We start from the raw sequence: 17,399 nt of genomic DNA on the forward strand, positions 1-17,399 counted from the left end.
AGTTCCGGGCGAGCAGGTGCCCTCGGCACGACGCGGAGCCGGCTCGCGATCCCGCAAGCAACGAAGACAGGAATCAACCATGCGACAGGTCACCAGGAAGGGCCTGATCACCGTCGTGGCCGCCAGCGGCGCGCTCGCCATGAGCGGCGGCGCGGCGTTCGCCGACGCGGACGCCGAGGGCGCCGCCGTCGGGTCTCCGGGTGTGCTCTCCGGCAACAACGTCCAGGCGCCGGTCCACGTGCCGGTCAACGCCTGCGGCAACACGGTGAGCGTCGTCGGGCTGCTGAACCCGGCGATGGGCAACACGTGCGTCAACGACGGCGGACACCACGACGACGGCGGTCACCACCAGGACGACGCCAAGCCGGGCGGCCACCACGGCGGCGGTCACCAGGAGGACGGCCACGGCGGCGGTCACCACGGTGGCCACCAGGGCGGCTCGCACAGCGGTGGCGGGGCCACGGCGGAGGGGGCGGCCGTCGGCTCGCCCGGCGTCGCCTCCGGCAACAACGTGCAGGCCCCGGTCGACGTGCCGGTCAACGCCTGCGGCAACAGCGTGAACGTCGTGGGCCTGCTCAACCCGGCCATGGGCAACGAGTGCGTCAACGACTCCGGTCACCCCGAGCACCCGGAGCACCCGGAGCCCGAGGTTCCGGAGGAGGAGAAGCCGGAGGAGCCCGAGGAGGAGCAGCCCGAGGAGCCGCAGGAGGAGCAGCCGCCCTCGGACACCCCGGACGTGTCCACCCCGCAGGAGGACCGCCCGAACGAGCCCCGGGCGCAGCTCGCCGAGACCGGTGGGCCCTCCGCGCTCACGACCGTCGTCCCGGCCGGTGTCACCATGCTGCTCGGCGGCTACGTGCTCTACCGCCGCGCCCGTGTGGGCCAGAACTGACGTTCCGGCGGACCCCAGCGGGCCCCGTCCCAGCGGGCCCGTCGCAGCGGCTGCGGCCCGGTCCCGGGTGGCAGCCGCTGCCGTGCGCGGATCCTCACCACGCCGTGCTCACCAGGTCGCCCTGACCTGGCGGATGATTCTCCGGCGCAGCCGCACCCTGCGGCTGCCGTCCGGGTGCAGGCGGAGCCGGTCCAGCTCCCAGTACCCGTACTCGGCCTCGTCCGTCAGCAGGCGCACGGCGGCGTTGCGGGACACCCCGCGCGGTACGTACACATCGCGAAATTCATATTCCGGCATCGCATCTATTGTGCGGACAGGGCCTCCTTACGGATAGCGTCTGCTGTATGTCTGATGCTGCGCAGCCGACCGCTGCCGAGGTACGTGCCTCCGCCGAGGCGCTGAAGTCCGCCCTGGACCGCCACCTCGCTGCCATCGAACGCCGGGCCTACGGGACCGGCGCCGAAGCCGACGCCGACACCGAGGTCTACGCGGCGTTCAACGAGCTCGCCTCGGCGGGGGAGGCGTACGACGCGCTCCTGTACGACGCCTACGACGAGGTCACGCCGTTCGAGATCCCCAGTGGCGAGAGCCGCCCGCCCTACCTCGGCCCGGACGAGCCCGGCGCCCTCAGCGTGTACATGCGCCGGGACTACACCGTCGGTGAGCCGCTGCGGCTGCTCGCGCAGGCGCAGCGCATCACCGACCTCGACCCGGACGCCGTCGACCCCTCGCAGGGCGGGGCGGAGACGCCCGGCAGCAGCGTGCACGCCGCGCTCGGCGTGCTCTTCGGCGAGTTCGAACCCGACGAGATCGCCACCCGGCACAAGGAGTTCGGCCTGGAGGAGGGCGACTCCACGGTCTGGGTCGTCGCGGACGAGGAGCCCGCCGAGCCCGGTGAGTGGCTGGACGCGCCCTTCGACGCCGCCGACCCGGAGCGTGTCATCTGCCGCTACGACATCAGCTCCGTCTTCGACGAGGACGACGCCGAGCGCGCGGTCCGGGCGGCCGAGGACACGGACGGCGGCGAGGACGGGACGCGCCGGGACGGCGCCCGGCTCGGCGCCGGCTGAGGCCGACCGCGCGGGACGGGGGCGGCCCGGGCCCGGGCGCTCCCGTCCCGCGCGGCCGCCTGGGCGGTCAGGTGTCGTCCGGCTCCCCGGCGGCGGCCGGGCGGGGCCGCAGCAGCTCCCGCAGCCGGGTGGTGCGGGGGGCGCCCGGCCGCTGTGCGACGGCCCGGGGGAGCGCGTCCCCCACCCCGTGGACCACGGACAGGTGGCGCTCGGCGCGGCCGAACGCGGTGTAGACCCAGCGCCGGTCCAGCGCGTCGGCGGCGTCCCCCGGGAGCACCACGACGGCGGCGGGCCAACGGCCGCCCGCGGCCTGGTGCGCGGTGATCGCCCAGGCGTGCCGCACGGCCGTGGCCACCCGGTCCTTGGCGACGGTGAACGGCCCGTGCGGACCGTCCAGCCGCAGCCCCTCCCCGTCGGCCCCGGCCACGGCGGCGAAGAGCGGGCGGCCGGGAGCGGGGGAGAAGGTGACCCGGTCGCCCGGGTCGAAGCCCCCGAACCGGCCGGGGCCCGGATTGAACCGCTCCTTGAGGGCGGCGTTCAGTGCCGTCGTGCCCGCGCCGCCGGGATGCCCGGTGGTGATGACCTGGGTGGCGCCCGGCTCGATGCCGAACGCACGCGGCACCGACTCCGCCACGAGCTGCACGGTGCGGTGCACGGCCTCGGCCGCCTCCCGGACCGGCACGATGACGATCTCCTTGCCCGGCGCGGCCACCTGCGTCAGCTCACCGACGCCGATCCCGGAGACGAGCTCCCCGAGCGGCCCCGGATCCGGGGTGCGGGAGGTGACGCGCGGCGCGACGGCGGCGGCCAGGACGTCCTGAAGCACCTGCCCCGGCCCCGCCGAGCCGAGGACCTGCGGATCGCCGCTCAGCACCAGCCGGGCCCCGTCCGGCAGCGCTTCCACCAGGGCGGCGGCCGTCTCGGTGTCCAGCAGCGCCGCGTCCAGGACGACGAGGAGGTCCAGGGGGAGGGTGCCGTCGGCCTCCCGCCCCGGCCCCTGATCGCCCTCCAGCAGCCCGGACACCGTGACGGCCACCGGCACCGGCGCGTCCTGCCCCGCGTCCTGGGCCGGTGGGTCCTCGGTGCCCGGGCGCGCGGGGACGAGCGCCGCGAGCCGCCGGCGGGCGTCCTCGGTGTGCGTGGCGGCGCAGGCCCGCAGCCCCATCGCGCGGGCGGCGCCGACGAGGGCTGCGGGTTCCGCGCGGGAGGCCTCGCCCCCGGTGTGGGCCACCAGGCCGTGCGCGGCGACCGCCCGGAGGAGCTCCCCGGCCGAGGAGGAGGGTGCGGCGGAGGCGGCGGACCCCCAGGCCCCGGCGTCCTCGCCCTGCGGGGGTCGGAAGGTCGTGATCAGCCGGTGCAGTCCGTCGGCCAGGGACTCCTCGGCCACCGCCCACCGCTCCAGGCCGAGCAGCAGGGGCGCCGCTTCCCCCGACCCGGCCTCGGCGCCGTCGGCCTCCTCCGCCTCCTCGGAGGGCGGGGTGCCGTCCCCGTCGGCCCGGAAGACCAGGAGCGCACCGGTGTCCACGGCGTCCCGCACGGCGTCCTCGGGCTCGGGGACGCCGTACTGCGCGAGCTTCCGGGCCAGCACCGCGAACTCCAGGACGGTGTGGCCGGCCCGCGCGGCGGCCTCCAGCAGCCAGCCGGCCAGCGCCCGGGCGCGCCGGGGGTCGCCCGGACCGGCGTCGGCGCCGGGCTCACCCAGGGCGGCGGCGAAGGCGTCGGCCTGCTCGGGTCGGACCCCGGCCACGGACAGCAGGCGCCAGGGATCCTCCCGCAGCTCCTCGGCGGCCCGCGGCCCCAGCGCGGCCACGACGGAGGGGGCCAGCGCCTCCGGGGCGCCCCCGGCGGCGAGCACCTCGTGCACCTCCGCCGGGACGGCGACGGGCCCGGCGGGAGCGGACGCGGACGCGCCCCGGGGCCCCTGCGCGGGGGACCGGCGGCGGGCGGGGCGAGCCGGTTCGGGAGCGGGGAAGAACTCCGCGGCCGACTTCTCGCCGCTCTCCACGGCCCGCACGGCGGCCATCAGCTCGGCCGCCTTCCGGCCGGCGGTATCGGCGGTATCGGCCGCCTCGGGGCCCTCGGGGCCCGTGCCCGGGCTGGCGTTCACAGCGTGCTCCAGTCGTGGTCGGGATAGCGGTGCTCCGGAGCGGACACGTCGTCCAGGGCAACGGTGATCTCGTCGGGCAGCGTAAGCGCCTCCACTGACAGGGCCTCCTCCAGCTGCCCGGCGGTGCGGGCCCCGACCAGTGGTGCGGTGACGCCGGGCCGGTCGCGCACCCAGGCGAGCGCGACCTGGAGCGGGGTCACGGCCAGCCCGTCGGCGGCGATGGACACCGCTTCGACGATGTGTTCGGCCGGTCCGGTCAGGTACGGCTCGACGAAGCCCGCCAGCCGTTCGGAGGACCCGCGCGACTCCGCCGGACACGCGCCGTCGCGGTACTTGCCGCTGAGCACCCCGCGCCCGAGCGGCGAGGCGGGCAGGAGCCCGAGCCCGAGGTCGAGGGCGGCGGGCAGCACCTCCCGTTCCAGGCCGCGTTGCAGCAGCGAGTACTCCAGCTGGACGCCCGCCAGCCGGACGCGGGTGCCGGGTGCGGCCAGCTGCCAGGTCGCGGCCTTGGCCAGCTGCCAGCCGGAGAAGCCGGCCACCCCCGCGTAGCGGGCCCGCCCGCTGCTGACCGCCAGGTCGACGGCGTGCAGCGTCTCCTCCAGCGGGGTCAGCGCGTCGAATCCGTGGACCTGCCACAGGTCGACGTGGTCGGTGCCGAGCCGCCGCAGCGAGGCGTCCAGGGCGGCGAGGAGGTGGCCCCGGGAGCCGTCGGAGCGCCGGTCGGGACGGGCGACGCCGCCGGACTTGGTGGCGATCACCAGGTCCTCGCGGGGTACCAGGCCGTCCAGCAGCCGCCCGAGCAGGTACTCCGCCCCGCCGTCGGCGTAGACGTCGGCGGTGTCGACGAGAGTGCCGCCCGCGTTCCAGAACGTCTTCAGCATGTCGGCGGCCCGGTGTTCCGCCGCGGCCTGGTCTCCTGGATGTCCGGCCCAGGTGAGGGTGCCCAGGCCGATCCGGGACACGCGCAGGCCGGTGTGGCCGAACTGCCGTTGCTCCATGGCCGTTGAGACTACTTCCGGATCTCGCGTACAGTCCCAGACACCCATCGTGTTACTCGGCGGTAAGGAGAGCGGTCATGCGGCTCGGTATCAACCTCGGCTACTGGGGTGCCGGGATGGATCACGACAATCTCGCCGTCGCCCAGGAGGCCGACCGGCTCGGCTACTCCGTCTGCTGGGCCGCCGAGGCCTACGGCTCGGACGCGCCCACCGTGCTGTCCTGGGTGGCCGCCCAGACCGAGCGCATCGAGATCGGCTCCGGCATCTTCCAGATCCCGGCCCGCACCCCGGCGATGACGGCCATGACCGCCGCCACCCTCGACTCCCTCTCCGGCGGCCGGTTCCGCCTCGGCCTCGGCGTCTCCGGGCCCCAGGTCTCCGAGGGGTGGTACGGCGTCAAGTTCGACAAGCCGCTCGCCCGCACCCGCGAGTACGTGGAGATCGTCCGCAAGGCGATGTCCCGGGAGCGGCTCAGCCACCAGGGCGAGCACTGGACGCTGCCGCTGCCCGACGGCCCCGGCAAGCCGATCAAGCTCACGGTGCACCCGGTGCGCGAGCACATCCCGCTCTACATCGCCGCCATCGGACCGAAGAACCTGGAACAGACCGGTGAGATCGCCGACGGCGCCCTGCTGGTCTTCTTCGCGCCCGAGCACGCCGAGGAGACCACGCTGGGCGCCGTCCGGGCCGGGCGGGCGAAGGCCGGCAAGGGCCTGGAGGGCTTCGACATCTGCCCCACCGTCCCCATGGCCATCGGCGACGACGACGACATCGAGGCGCTCGCCGACTTCTTCCGCCCCTACACCGCGCTCTACGTCGGCGGCATGGGCAGCCGGAAGCAGAACTTCTACAACAAGCTCACCCAGCGCATGGGGTACGAGAAGGAGGCGGCCGAGATCCAGGACAGGTACCTGGCCGGGGACAAGGACGGCGCCGCCGCGGCCGTTCCCCGGCGGCTCATCGACGCGACGACCCTGCTGGGCAGCGTCGAACGCGTGGCCGACCGGATGCGGGCCTACGCGGAGGCGGGCGTCGGCACGCTCAACCTCGCCCCGGCCGGCTTCACGCTGGAGGAGCGCGTCGCCTCCCTGCGGGCCGGTGTGGAGGCCCTGGAGCGCTCCGGAGCCGCCTGACCCCCGCCGCGTAACCCCGGGCGGGTCCACCGCGTTGTCCGGGTGACGGCCGTGGCGGGGTGACCCCCCGAGCCCCCACCACGGCCGGACACGTCCCCTCCCCGCGTCGCGCGGGCGGCGCCCGTCGAGTCCGGTTCCAGGACGTCCCGGCCGTCCCCCGCGCGCTCTGGCCTACGCTGGGCGCCATGCCCACGCTCCTCCTCGTGCGTCACGGCCGCTCGACGGCCAACACCTCCGGACTCCTGGCCGGCCGTACACCCGGCGTCACGCTCGACGAGACCGGGGAGGCCCAGGCCGCCGCCCTGCCCGCCCGGCTGGCCGGGGTGCCCCTGGCCGCCGCCGTCCGCAGCCCGCTGCTGCGCTGCGGCCAGACGCTGCGGCCGCTGGCCGCCGAGCGGCCCGGCCTCACGGTCACCGAGGACGAGCGCGTCGCCGAGTGCGACTACGGCGACTGGACGGGCCGCAAGCTCGCCGAACTGCTCGACGAACCGCTGATGTCCGCCGTCCAGCAGCACCCCAGCTCCGTCTCCTTCCCCGGTGGCGAGACGATGCGGGCCATGCAGCAGCGGGCCGTCGAAGCCGTGCGCGACTGGAACGAGCGCGTCACCGCCGAGCACGGCCCGGACGCCGTCTACCTGATGTGCTCGCACGGGGACATCATCAAGTCGGTCGTGGCGGACGCCCTCGGGATGCACCTGGACCTCTTCCAGCGCGTGAGCGTCGAGCCGGCCTCCGTCACGGCGATCCGCTACACCGCGCTGCGCCCCTTCGTGGTGCGGCTGGGCGACACCGGCACGCTCGCCTCCCTGGCGCCGCAGGAGCCGGACGCCGCCGCGGACGCCCGGGGCTCCGTGCCGGGCCAGGACGGCAACGCCGCCGTCGGGGGCGGTGCGTGAGCGCGTAGATCACCGTGAGCAGTAGGGTGCCATTGACCCCGTTGCCGAGACCGATGGAGCAGGACGTGTCCCGTCAGGTGTTCCTCTACGACCCGCCGGACCGATTCGTCGCCGGCACGGTCGGGCTGCCCGGACGGCGGACCTTCTACCTCCAGGCCACCTCCGAGGGGCGCACGACGAGCGTCTCGCTGGAGAAGGCACAGGTCGAGGCCCTGGCCGAACGGATCGACGAGCTGCTCGACGAGGTCGTGCGGCGCAGTGGCGGCAGCACCGCCGTGCCGGCCGTGGCGCCCAGTGAGCTGTCCGACAACGAGCCGCTGACCAGCCCCGTCGACGAGGAGTTCCGCGTCGGCACCATGGCTCTCGCCTGGGACGGCGACAGCGAGCGGATGGTGGTCGAGGCGCAGGCGCTCGTCGCGCTGGAGGCCGACTCCGACGAGTCGCTCGCCGAGGCCGAGGAACGTCTCCTGCACGACGACGAGAACGGCCCGCCCATGCTGCGGGTGCGGATCACCGGTCCGATGGCCCGGGCGTTCGCCAAGCGCGCCATGGAGGTCGTCAACGCCGGCCGTCCGCCCTGCCCGCTGTGCAGTCTTCCGCTCGACCCGGAGGGACACGTATGCCCGCGCCAGAACGGATACCGCCGCGGGGAGGCGTGAGCCCGGCCGGGCGGGGTGACGCCGCCCCCCGGGCGGCGGCTCCCGGCGCCCCGGCGCGGCCCTCCGGCGGCGACGCACCGCAGGACCGCACGGCGGCGCTGCTCGCCCGGGGCGAGCTGACCGTTGTCGGCCGGATCACCGACGCCTCCAACGCGGTCCTGTACGCGACGGTCGCCGACGGCCGGGACGCCGTGCCGTGCGTCTACAAGCCCGTCGCCGGGGAACGCCCCCTGTGGGACTTCCCGCACGGGACGCTCGCCGGGCGCGAGGTCGCGGCGTACGAGGTGTGCCGCGCGCTCGGCTGGGACCTCGTGCCGCCCACCGTGCTGCGCGAGGGGCCGTACGGCGAGGGGATGTGCCAGCAGTGGATCGGTCCGCCGCCGGACGGCGGGGGGCCGCCCCCGAACGCGGCGGAGCAGCTCCTGGACCTCGTGGACGCCGAGGAGCCCGGGCCGGGCTGGAAGGCCGTCGGTCTGGCCGAGACGGCGCCGGGCAGGACGGCCCTGCTCGTCCACGCCGACGACGCGCGGCTGCGTCGGCTGGCCGTCCTCGACGCCGTCATCAACAACGCCGACCGCAAGGGCGGCCACCTGCTGCCCGCGCCGGGGGGCGGGCTCCGCGCGATCGACCACGGCGTCACCTTCCACACCGACGACAAGCTGCGCACCCTGCTGTGGGGATGGGCGGGCGAGCCCCTGCCCGAGGACGCCGTCGGCCCGCTGCGCCGCCTGACGCACGCCCTGGCGGACGGCTCGCCGCTCTCCCGGCGGCTGTCCGCCCTGATCGACGCCGCGGAGCTGGCCGCACTGCGACGGCGCACCGAGGAGCTGCTGGCCTCGGGCCGGCACCCCGTGCCCACCGGCGAGTGGCCGGCGTTCCCCTGGCCGCCGATCTGAGACCGGGCGGGGCCGTCTAGCGCCTCACCTCCGCCCGGCGCAAGGGGGCATAACAGGCCAGAGGCATGTCCCCCGCGCTGGCTGAACACGCGTCCGGTTAGGCTCTTGACCATGCATGCCTGGCCCGCATCCGAGGTCCCTGCCCTGCCCGGCAGCGGTCGCGACCTCAGGATCCACGACACCGCGACCGGCGGTCGGGTGACCCTCACCCCCGGTCCCGTCGCCCGAATCTACGTCTGCGGCATCACGCCGTACGACGCCACCCACCTGGGACACGCGGCGACGTACAACGCGTTCGACCTCGTGCAGCGCGTGTGGCTCGACACCAAGCGGCAGGTCCACTACGTACAGAACGTCACCGACATCGACGATCCGCTCCTGGAGCGGGCCGTCGCCACCGGCCAGGACTGGACCGAGATCGCGGAGCGCGAGACCGCGCTCTTCCGCGAGGACATGACGGCACTGCGCATGCTGCCCCCGCGGCACTACATCGGCGCGGTCGAGTCGATACCGTCCATCGTGCCCATGATCGAGAAGCTGCGCGACGCGGGCGCGGCCTACGAGCTCGACGGCGACGTCTACTTCTCCGTGGCGGCCGATCCGCACTTCGGCGAGGTCGCCGGGCTGGACGCCGCCACCATGCGCGCGCTGTCCGCCGAACGCGGCGGCGACCCCGAGCGCCCCGGCAAGAAGAACGCCCTGGACCCCATGCTCTGGGTCGCGGCCCGCGACGGCGAGCCGCACTGGGACGGCAGGTCCCTCGGCCCCGGACGGCCGGGCTGGCACATCGAGTGCGTCGCGATCGCCCTGGACCACCTCGGCATGGGCTTCGACGTGCAGGGGGGCGGTTCCGACCTCGCCTTCCCGCACCACGAGATGGGCGCCTCGCACGCCCAGGCGCTGACCGGTGAGCACCCCTTCGCGGCGACGTACGTGCACGCCGGGATGGTCGGGCTGGACGGCGAGAAGATGTCCAAGTCGAAGGGCAACCTCGTCTTCGTCTCCACGCTGCGGCGCGACGGCACCGACCCGGCGGCCGTCCGGCTCGCCCTGCTGGCCCACCACTACCGGGCCGACTGGGAGTACACGGACGCCGTGCTCGACGCCGCCGTGGCGCGGCTCGGGCGCTGGCGGGCCGCGGTCTCGCGGCCCGACGGGCCGTCGGCCGAGGCGGTGGTCGAGGAGATGCGCGAGGCGCTCGCCGACGACCTGGACGCTCCCGCCGCACTGGCCGCCGTCGACCGCTGGGCGGAGCGTCAGCACGCCGGGGGCGGCACGGACGAGGGCGCCCCCGGCCTGGTCTCCCGGGCCGTGGACGCCCTCCTCGGCGTAGCCCTGTAGGGCGCGCCGCCGCCGCGCGCGCCGCCCGCCGGGGGCGGCGCGCGGTTCACCCCTCGTCCTCGGTTCCGCCCTCGTCGTCCTCCTCCGGCCCCTCCGCGCCGGGGGAGGACGACGGCCGCTCCTGTTCCCGGTCGCCGCCCGGCCGGTCCGGCTCGCCCGGCCCGCGCCCGCGCGGCCGGGGGCGGCCGGTGTCCCGGAAATAGGGGCTGACGGCCCCCGGTTCCGGGCCGAGCCCCGCCTCGCCCGCCGTGCCGCCGGCCGGGCCCGGCTGCCCGTCACGGCGGCGCAGGTACCGCTCGAACTCGCGGGCGATCGCCTCGCCGGACGCCTCGGGCAGTTCGGCGGTGTCCCGCGCCTCCTCCAGCGACTGCACGTACTCCGCGACCTCGCTGTCCTCGGCGGCCAGCTGGTCCACGCCCACCTGCCACGCCCGGGCGTCCTCCGCCAGCTCGCCCAGGGGGACCCGCAGGTCCAGCAGGTCCTCCAGGCGGTTGAGCAGGGCGAGGGTGGCCTTGGGGTTCGGCGGCTGGGAGACGTAGTGCGGCACGGCCGCCCACAGGCTCACCGCCGGTACTCCGGCATGGGTGCAGGCCTCCTGGAGGATCCCGACGATGCCGGTGGGCCCCTCGTAGCGGGACTCCTCCAGGTTCATCGTGCGGGCCAGGTCGGCGTCCGAGGTCACGCCCGTGACCGGCACCGGCCGGGTGTGCGGGGTGTCGCCGAGGAGCGCGCCCAGCACCACGACCATCTCGACGCCCAGCTCGTGCGCGAATCCGAGCAGCTCGTTGCAGAACGAGCGCCAGCGCATGCTCGGTTCGATGCCCCGCACGAGCACCAGGTCGCGTGGGCGGTCGCCCGAGGTGCGCACGACCGACAGCCGGGTCGTGGGCCACGTGATCTTTCGCACACCGCCGTCCAGCCACACGTGCGGTCTGTTGACCTGGAAGTCGTAGTAGTCCTCCGCGTCCAGCGCGGCGAAGACCTCGCCCTTCCACTCGCGGTGCAGATGCCCTACCGCGCTGGAGGCGGCGTCGCCGGCGTCGTTCCAGCCTTCGAACGCGGCCACCATGACCGGGTCGACCAGCTCGGGAACACCCTCCAGCTCGATCACCCAGCGCCTCCTTCGTGCCGGTGGCGTCCGCCGCCCCGGCTGCCGTTCGTCGTCCCCGTGCGGGGATCAAGCCTACGGCGTCGCGCCCCGCTCGCCGTCGCCGACGGTGGGCTACCCGGAGGCGGGTGCCACCCAACCGCGCCGATAGGCCGCCCAGTCCTCCTCGGTCGCGGCGAAGTCGATGTAGAGGGCGACGCCGAAGCGTTCGCGGTCCGCGTCCTGGCGGCCCAGACCCAGCCGGATGCCCCGCACCGCCGCCGCCACGGTCTCGGCCCGGTGGGTGAGGTCGGGCTCGGAGTAGAACGGCAGTCCCATGAGCAGGTCGGTGTCCCGCGGTGTCACCTCCAGGGCCAGCCGGGTCTGGTGGGCGAGGAACCCTCCGTAGAGCGATTCGGCGGGCATCCACGCGTCGTACGACATCATCGCGATCTGGTCCACCCGGGCGGCAACTTGGCCGAAAAACGCCTGTGCCCAGTACTTCCCGTGGTCCGTGAGCGCCAGCGCGACTTGGTGTACCCGGGGCAGCGGGTCGATCTGGTGCGCGGCCACGGAGAGGACACCGCCGTGCTCGCGCACCGGCACCCGGACCTCGTCCAGCAGCCGCAGGAAGTCGCCGTCACCCGAGCGGACCGGCTCCATGTCCAGGTGGACGCCGTCGAAGCCCAGCCCCATGACGGTGCGGGCGCTCTCCACGATGCCCTGCCGGGAGTCCGCGTCGGCCAGCCGCACGGCCTCGCCGTCCTCCCGGCCGTACACCAGCACGTTGCCCAGGAAGGAGTGCACCCGCACCTCCGGCAGTTCCCGGTGCACGGCGGCCACCAGCCACCGCGCCCGCGGGTGCTTGGCCGGGGACAGCGTGCCGTCGTGTTCCAGCGGGCCGGTGTGCACGTACAGGTCGCGGATGCCGGTGCCCTCGATGCGCCGGGCGAACGCCGCCAGGTCACCGTCGTCCTTCCGGCCGTCCACCCAGGCGTGGCCGAGCCAGATCGCGTCCCGGCCCCGGGTGTGGGCGTCCGGACGCGGGTCCCCCGCGTACGCCAGCCGCAGGGCCAGCGCCGCCGAGCCGGGAAGCCCCACGAGCAGCAGCGCCAGCACGGCGGAGGTCCAGATCACCCCGCGCCGTCGCGGGCGCCACCGCGCCCACCGCCGCGCCCCGGAGCGCGGCTCCGGCCCGCTCGGGCCGTCCCCGCCCGCACCGCTCACCGTCGCGTCGGCCTTCATGCGTCCCCCCGGACCCGTATGGCGAATGACCGCCTCGCACTCTGCCATACGGGTCCGGGACCCGGCGGACGCCCGTCAGCCCTCGCCGCGACCCAGCAACTCCGTCACGCGGGCCCGCACCTCGGGGGTGTCCAGGCCGCGCACGGTGAGCGTGGTGCGGCGGCGCAGGACGTCCTCGGCGGTCACGGCCCACTCGTGGTCGCGGGCGTAGACGACCTGGGCCCAGATCTCCGGCCCGTCCGGGTGGATGCGCTCGCCCAGCGCGGGGTCCTCGCTCACCAGCCGGGCGATGTCGAAGGACAGCGAGCCGTAGTGCGTGGCCAGGTGACGGGCGGTCAGCGGGTCGATCCGCGTCCCGGGGTCCCGGTCCACCAGCAGCCGGTGCGCGACGGCGTTCGGGTTGGCGACACCCGGCAGCGGCACCCGGCGCGGCAGCTGCGAGACGGGCTCCATGTCCTCGGCCAGCGCTCCGCCGGGGAGCCGCGCCAGCCGGTTCATCACGGTGCGGCCGATGTGCCGGTACGTCGTCCACTTGCCGCCGGCGACGGACAGCATGCCGCCCCGGCCCTCGGTGACGACGGTCTCCCGCTTGGCCGCCTCGACGCCGCCGGGCCCGCCGGGCAGCACCCGCAGCCCGGCGAACGCGTAGCTGATCAGGTCCCGGGAGAGGTGCTCGTCCTGGACGGAGACGGCCGCCTCGGCCAGGATCTGCTCGATGTCGGCCTCGGTGGCCGCCACGTCGCCCGGGTCGCCCTCGAAGGGCTCGTCCGTGGTGCCGAGGAGGAGCTGGTCCTCCCACGGGAGGGCGAAGGTGATGCGGTACTTGTCGATGGGCGTCGCCATGGCCGCCCGCCAGGGCGCCTTGCGCTTGAGCACCAGGTGCGCGCCCTTGGACAGCCGGATGCTGGGCGCCGCCCCGGAGTGCTCCATGCGGCGCAGGTGGTCGACCCAGGGGCCGGTGGCGTTGAGCACCAGCCGCGCGTCCACCCCGAACTCCGAGCCGTCCAGGCGGTCCCTGAGCTCCGCGCCGGTCACCCGGCCCCGGGTGAAGCGCAGCCCGGTCACCTCGGCGTGGTTGAGGACCACCGCTCCGGCGGCGACCGCGGCCCGCACGGTCATGACCGCGACGCGCGAGTCGTTCATCTGGTGGTCGCCGTAGACGGCGACGGCCTTGAGGTTCTCCGTGCGCAGCCCCGGGTTGTCGGCGGCGGCGCGGGCCGGGGAGATGACCCGGCCCACGCCGTCACCGAACGCCGAGAGCGCCGAGTAGGCGAAGACGCCCGCGCCCAGCTTCGCCGCGCCGTGCGGCCCGCCCTTGTACACGGGCAGGTAGAACGTCAGCGGGTTCACCAGGTGGGGGGCGACGTCCTTGGCCAGGACCCGCCGCTCGTGGTGGTTCTCCGCGACCAGCTTGACCGAGCCGGTCTGCAGGTAGCGCAGACCGCCGTGGACCAGCTTGGAGGACGCGGAGGACGTGGCGCCGGCGAAGTCGCCGGCGTCCACCATCGCCACCCGCAGTCCCGACTGCGCGGCGTGCCAGGCGACCGAGGTGCCGAGGATGCCCCCGCCGACCACCAGCAGGTCGTACGTCGCCCGGGCGAGCACGTCTCTGGTCTCGGCGCGACGCGGGTTGGCACCGGCAGCCGGGTGCGTCCCGAGGGTGGGGACGCTCTGCGGGATGGTGTTCATGTCGCTCAGTTCTCCTCTTCGATCCAGCCCATGGTCCGCTCGACGGCCTTGAGCCAGCTCTTGTACTCGCGGTCGCGTACGTCCGCTTCCATACGGGGGGTCCATTCGGCCGCGCGCCGCCAGTTGGCGCGCAGCGCGTCGGTGTCCGGCCAGAAGCCGACGGCCAGACCGGCGGCGTAGGCGGCACCCAGGCAGGTGGTCTCGGCGACCATCGGACGCACCACGGGCGCGTCGAGGACGTCGGAGATGTTCTGCATCAGCAGGTTGTTGGAGGTCATGCCGCCGTCGACCTTGAGGGCGGTCAGCTCCACCCCGGAGTCCTTGGCCATGGCGTCGACGATCTCCCGCGTCTGCCAGGCGGTCGCCTCCAGGACGGCCCGGGCCAGGTGCGCCTTGGTGACGTAGCGGGTCAGGCCCGCGATGACGCCGCGCGCGTCGGAGCGCCAGTAGGGGGCGAACAGCCCGGAGAAGGCCGGGACGAAGTAGGCGCCGCCGTTGTCCTCGACGGAGCTGGCCAGCGTCTCGATCTCGGCGGCGGTGCTGATGAGGCCCATCTGGTCGCGCATCCACTGCACGAGGGCGCCGGTGACGGCGATGGCGCCCTCCAGCGCGAAGACGGGCTTCTCGTCGCCGATGCGGTACCCGACGGTCGTCAGCAGACCGTTGTAGGAGTTGACCGGCTTGTGCCCGGTGTTCATGAGCAGGAAGGTGCCGGTGCCGTACGTCGACTTGCCCTCGCCGACCTCGAAGCAGGTCTGGCCGAACAGCGCGGCCTGCTGGTCGCCGAGCGCCGAGGCCACCGGGACGCCTTCGAGGGCGCCGCCGGCGCAGTGGCCGTACACCTCGGCGGAGGAGCGGATCTCCGGCAGCACCTGCATGGGCACGTCCATGGAGGCGCAGATCTTCTCGTCCCACGCCATGGTGTGCAGGTTCATGAGCATGGTGCGGGAGGCGTTCGTGACGTCGGTGACGTGCACGCCGCCGTTCGTGCCACCGGTGAGGTTCCAGATGACCCACGAGTCCATGGTGCCGAACAGGATCTCGCCGCGCTCGGCGCGCTCCCGCAGCCCTTCGACGTTGTCGAGGAGCCAGCGGATCTTGGGGCCGGCGAAGTAGGAGGCCAGCGGCAGTCCGGTGTCGCGGCGGAAGCGGTCCTGGCCGACGTTGCGGCCCAGCTCCCGGCAGAGCGCGTCGGTGCGGGTGTCCTGCCAGACCAGGGCGTTGTGGACCGGCTCACCGGTCGTCTTGTCCCACAACACGGTGGTCTCGCGCTGGTTGGTGATGCCGATGGCCTTCACCTCGTCGCGGCCGACCCCGGCCTTGCGGACGGCGCCGTCGACGACCTCCTGGACGTTCGTCCAGATCTCGGCGGCGTCGTGTTCGACCCAGCCCGGCTTGGGGAAGATCTGCTCGTGCTCCTTCTGCTCGACGCCGACGATGCGGCCGTCGGTGTCGAAGACGATGCAGCGGCTGGAGGTGGTGCCCTGGTCGATGGCGGCGATGTACCCGGGGTGGGTGGCGTTGTCAGTCATCTCGGTGCTCCAGGAGATCGAGGGGAGAGGTCGGTCAGGCGAACGCGAGCTGGTAGAGCCCGCCGGCGAGGGCGCCGCCGAGCAGCGGGCCCACCACCGGTATCCAGGCGTAGCTCCAGTCTGACCCGCCCTTGTTCGGCAGGGGCAGCAACGCGTGCACGATTCGCGGACCGAGGTCACGCGCCGGGTTGATCGCGTACCCGGTCGGGCCACCGAGGGAGAGGCCGATGCCGACCACGACCAGCGCGACCATGAGGATGCCGGTACCCGACAGGGCCAGGCCCTCGTTGACGCCGAGCGTGAGGATCGCGAGAACCAGCACGAACGTTCCGATGACCTCGGTCGCGACGTTCTGCGCGGCGTTGCGGATCTCCGGGCCGGTGGAGAAGACACCGAGCACGGGCCCGGGCGTGTCGGTCGAGGCCGCGGCCTTGGTGGCCTGCGTGCCGGGCCCGCCGACGACCTCGCGGTCGGTGAGGTGGGCGATGAAGTGGCCGTAGTACGCCACGTACACGAGGAACGCGCCGATCATGGCGCCGAGCAGCTGCCCGGCGAAGTAGACGGGCACCTGGCTCCAGGCGTCCTCCTTGATCGCCAGGCCGACCGTGACGGCCGGGTTGAGGTGGGCCCCGGAGAGGCCCGAGGAGATGTAGGCGCCGGTCAGGACCGCGAAGCCCCAGCCGAACGTGATCGCCAGCCAGCCGGCGTTGAACGCCTTGCTGCGCTTGAGCACGACGGCGGCGACGACACCGCCGCCCAGCAGGATGAGCACGGCGGTTCCGATGACTTCGCCGAGGAAAATGTCGGAGTTGGACACCCGCGACTCCTTTTGTTCACAGGGAAGGCGGAACCGGTCCCGTCCGGTGTTCGACAATGTCGACCGCCGAACGGCAGTTTTATCCTCGCATCAGACCTCGTCAAGAGGTACGGCGCCCCGGGCTCGGGTCGTGTTCGAAACGTGGCTCGGCCCGTGGGCCGCGGCGGCACGCCGCAGCCCGGGGACGGCGGTCCCCGGGTCCGATCGGGTGAACGGTGAAGGCGGAGGTGGGCGCGCCTCAGAAGCGGGCGGCCCCCAGGTCGCGGGAGACGGCGCGCGCGCAGTCGCGTACCGAGGCGACCAGCTCGGGCCGCAGCTCGCCGTCGCGGTACAGCCGCTCGACGGCGCCGGTGACGCCCACCGCCCCCACGGTCAGCCGGCGCCGGTCGAGGATGGGCGCGGCCAGCGAGGCCACACCGTCCCACGTCTCCTCCACGTCGGACGCCCAGCCCCGCGCCCGCACGAGCTCCAGGCACTCCTCCAGCGCCGCCTCGGAGGTCAGCGTCCGCTCGGTGAAGGACTCCCGCTCGGCGTCCATCATCTCGGCGTGCGCCACCGGGTCGTAGGCGGCCAGGACCTTGCCCACCGCCGTGCAGTGCAGCGGCTGCATGACGCCGATCTCCAGCACCTGGCGGCTGTCGTCCGGGCGGAAGACGTGGTGGACGACGAGTACCCCGCCGTGGTGCAGCACGCCCAGGTAGACGGCCTCGCCGCTGGACCGGGCGAGATCGTCGGACCACACCAGCGCCCGGGCCCGCAGCTCGTGGACGTCCAGATAGCTGTTGCCCAGGCGCAGCAGCTCCGCCCCGAGCTGGTAGCGGCCCGAGACGGCGTCCTGCTCCACGAAGCCCTCCTGCTGGAGGGTGCGCAGCAGCCCGTGGGCGGTGCCCTTGGCCAGGCCGAGGGTGGACGCGATGTCGGACAGGCCGAGGCGGCGCTCGCCACCGGCCAGCAGCCGCAGTACGGCCGCAGCCCGCTCCAGGGACTGGATGCTCCGGGCCATCGGACTCCCTCTCTTCGCCTCGCCGGGGGACGAC

16 protein-coding genes are annotated in these 17,399 nt (G+C 74.3%); 7 read left to right on the plus strand and 9 right to left on the minus strand.

The window, feature by feature from the left end; genetic code table 11:
- The first annotated feature begins 79 nt into the window (after positions 1 to 79).
- Complete coding sequence (locus tag IF129_RS26910) at positions 80 to 892, plus strand: chaplin (RefSeq protein ID WP_191208847.1); 813 nt, start codon at positions 80 to 82, stop codon at positions 890 to 892.
- 108 nt (positions 893 to 1,000) lie between these two features.
- On the opposite strand, the gene IF129_RS08170 is transcribed toward IF129_RS26910, so the two are convergent.
- Positions 1,001 to 1,189, minus strand: coding sequence for a DUF5703 family protein (locus IF129_RS08170; RefSeq protein WP_191208848.1), 189 nt, complete (start codon positions 1,187 to 1,189; stop codon positions 1,001 to 1,003).
- Positions 1,190 to 1,236: 47 nt separating this feature from the next.
- On the opposite strand from IF129_RS08170, the gene IF129_RS08175 reads away from it, so the two are divergent.
- Positions 1,237 to 1,962: a hypothetical protein gene (locus IF129_RS08175; protein WP_224754609.1), complete on the plus strand. Its 726-nt coding sequence runs from the start codon at positions 1,237 to 1,239 to the stop codon at positions 1,960 to 1,962.
- 67 nt (positions 1,963 to 2,029) lie between these two features.
- Here the strand turns inward: IF129_RS08175 and IF129_RS08180 are convergent, their stop codons facing one another.
- Together IF129_RS08180 and IF129_RS08185 are read right to left on the minus strand one after the other, a co-directional pair.
- Positions 2,030 to 4,069 (minus strand): helix-hairpin-helix domain-containing protein, encoded by a 2,040-nt coding sequence (locus IF129_RS08180; protein WP_318153627.1) that lies wholly within the window; start codon positions 4,067 to 4,069, stop codon positions 2,030 to 2,032.
- Positions 4,066 to 5,067 carry an aldo/keto reductase gene (locus tag IF129_RS08185; protein ID WP_191208849.1) on the minus strand — a complete coding sequence of 334 codons (1,002 nt, stop codon included), beginning with the start codon at positions 5,065 to 5,067 and terminating at the stop codon, positions 4,066 to 4,068. Before IF129_RS08185 ends, IF129_RS08180 begins: the two co-directional genes overlap by 4 nt.
- Positions 5,068 to 5,144: 77 nt before the next feature.
- Here IF129_RS08185 and IF129_RS08190 point away from each other — a divergent pair, with 77 nt between their 5' ends.
- The 5 genes from IF129_RS08190 (at position 5,145) to mshC (ending at position 9,992) form a co-directional block, all read left to right on the plus strand.
- Positions 5,145 to 6,200 carry an LLM class F420-dependent oxidoreductase gene (locus tag IF129_RS08190; protein WP_191208850.1) on the plus strand — a complete coding sequence of 352 codons (1,056 nt, stop codon included), beginning with the start codon at positions 5,145 to 5,147 and terminating at the stop codon, positions 6,198 to 6,200.
- 185 nt (positions 6,201 to 6,385) lie between these two features.
- On the plus strand, positions 6,386 to 7,096 hold the full coding sequence (locus IF129_RS08195; protein ID WP_191208851.1) for a histidine phosphatase family protein: 711 nt from the start codon (positions 6,386 to 6,388) through the stop codon (positions 7,094 to 7,096).
- A gap of 65 nt (positions 7,097 to 7,161) precedes the next feature.
- The gene (locus tag IF129_RS08200; RefSeq protein WP_191208852.1) at positions 7,162 to 7,755 is read left to right on the plus strand and encodes a DUF3090 domain-containing protein; all 594 of its coding nucleotides are present in this window, start codon (positions 7,162 to 7,164) and stop codon (positions 7,753 to 7,755) included.
- On the plus strand, positions 7,716 to 8,651 hold the full coding sequence (locus IF129_RS08205) for an SCO1664 family protein (protein WP_191208853.1): 936 nt from the start codon (positions 7,716 to 7,718) through the stop codon (positions 8,649 to 8,651). The genes IF129_RS08200 and IF129_RS08205 overlap by 40 nt, the downstream gene beginning before the upstream one ends.
- A gap of 111 nt (positions 8,652 to 8,762) precedes the next feature.
- A complete protein-coding gene (mshC, locus tag IF129_RS08210; RefSeq protein WP_191208854.1) occupies positions 8,763 to 9,992 on the plus strand; it encodes a cysteine--1-D-myo-inosityl 2-amino-2-deoxy-alpha-D-glucopyranoside ligase in 1,230 nt (409 codons plus the stop codon).
- Between the two features lie 46 nt (positions 9,993 to 10,038).
- Here mshC and IF129_RS08215 read toward each other — a convergent pair whose 3' ends face one another.
- The 6 genes from IF129_RS08215 to IF129_RS08240 form a co-directional block, all read right to left on the minus strand.
- Entirely contained in the window at positions 10,039 to 11,103 is a 1,065-nt protein-coding gene (locus IF129_RS08215; protein ID WP_191208855.1) for a PAC2 family protein, read from the minus strand.
- 111 nt (positions 11,104 to 11,214) lie between these two features.
- Positions 11,215 to 12,324, minus strand: coding sequence for a glycoside hydrolase family 18 protein (locus IF129_RS08220; RefSeq protein ID WP_224754610.1), 1,110 nt, complete (start codon positions 12,322 to 12,324; stop codon positions 11,215 to 11,217).
- Positions 12,325 to 12,399: 75 nt separating this feature from the next.
- Positions 12,400 to 14,013: a glycerol-3-phosphate dehydrogenase/oxidase gene (locus IF129_RS08225; protein ID WP_191208856.1), complete on the minus strand. Its 1,614-nt coding sequence runs from the start codon at positions 14,011 to 14,013 to the stop codon at positions 12,400 to 12,402.
- Positions 14,014 to 14,018: 5 nt separating this feature from the next.
- Positions 14,019 to 15,545, minus strand: coding sequence for a glycerol kinase GlpK (gene glpK / locus IF129_RS08230; RefSeq protein ID WP_191208857.1), 1,527 nt, complete (start codon positions 15,543 to 15,545; stop codon positions 14,019 to 14,021).
- A 34-nt stretch (positions 15,546 to 15,579) separates the two neighbouring features.
- Complete coding sequence (locus tag IF129_RS08235) at positions 15,580 to 16,362, minus strand: MIP/aquaporin family protein (RefSeq protein ID WP_191208858.1); 783 nt, start codon at positions 16,360 to 16,362, stop codon at positions 15,580 to 15,582.
- Between the two features lie 238 nt (positions 16,363 to 16,600).
- Complete coding sequence (locus IF129_RS08240; RefSeq protein WP_191208859.1) at positions 16,601 to 17,365, minus strand: IclR family transcriptional regulator; 765 nt, start codon at positions 17,363 to 17,365, stop codon at positions 16,601 to 16,603.
- Positions 17,366 to 17,399: the final 34 nt, after the last annotated feature.

Source organism: Streptomyces chumphonensis (assembly GCF_014779715.1).
Lineage (GTDB): Bacteria > Actinomycetota > Actinomycetes > Streptomycetales > Streptomycetaceae > Streptomyces > Streptomyces chumphonensis.

Bases quoted from the DNA above. Each gene is read 5' to 3' on its own strand.
- IF129_RS26910 (WP_191208847.1), top strand. From the start codon at position 80: ATGCGACAGGTCACCAGGAAGGGCCTGATCACCGTCGTGGCCGCCAGC.
- IF129_RS08170 (WP_191208848.1), bottom strand. From the start codon at position 1,189: ATGCCGGAATATGAATTTCGCGATGTGTACGTACCGCGCGGGGTGTCC.
- IF129_RS08175 (WP_224754609.1), top strand. From the start codon at position 1,237: ATGTCTGATGCTGCGCAGCCGACCGCTGCCGAGGTACGTGCCTCCGCC.
- IF129_RS08185 (WP_191208849.1), bottom strand. From the start codon at position 5,067: ATGGAGCAACGGCAGTTCGGCCACACCGGCCTGCGCGTGTCCCGGATC.
- IF129_RS08190 (WP_191208850.1), top strand. From the start codon at position 5,145: ATGCGGCTCGGTATCAACCTCGGCTACTGGGGTGCCGGGATGGATCAC.
- IF129_RS08195 (WP_191208851.1), top strand. From the start codon at position 6,386: ATGCCCACGCTCCTCCTCGTGCGTCACGGCCGCTCGACGGCCAACACC.
- IF129_RS08205 (WP_191208853.1), top strand. From the start codon at position 7,716: ATGCCCGCGCCAGAACGGATACCGCCGCGGGGAGGCGTGAGCCCGGCC.
- mshC (WP_191208854.1), top strand. From the start codon at position 8,763: ATGCATGCCTGGCCCGCATCCGAGGTCCCTGCCCTGCCCGGCAGCGGT.
- IF129_RS08220 (WP_224754610.1), bottom strand. From the start codon at position 12,324: ATGAAGGCCGACGCGACGGTGAGCGGTGCGGGCGGGGACGGCCCGAGC.
- IF129_RS08225 (WP_191208856.1), bottom strand. From the start codon at position 14,013: ATGAACACCATCCCGCAGAGCGTCCCCACCCTCGGGACGCACCCGGCT.
- glpK (WP_191208857.1), bottom strand. From the start codon at position 15,545: ATGACTGACAACGCCACCCACCCCGGGTACATCGCCGCCATCGACCAG.
- IF129_RS08240 (WP_191208859.1), bottom strand. From the start codon at position 17,365: ATGGCCCGGAGCATCCAGTCCCTGGAGCGGGCTGCGGCCGTACTGCGG.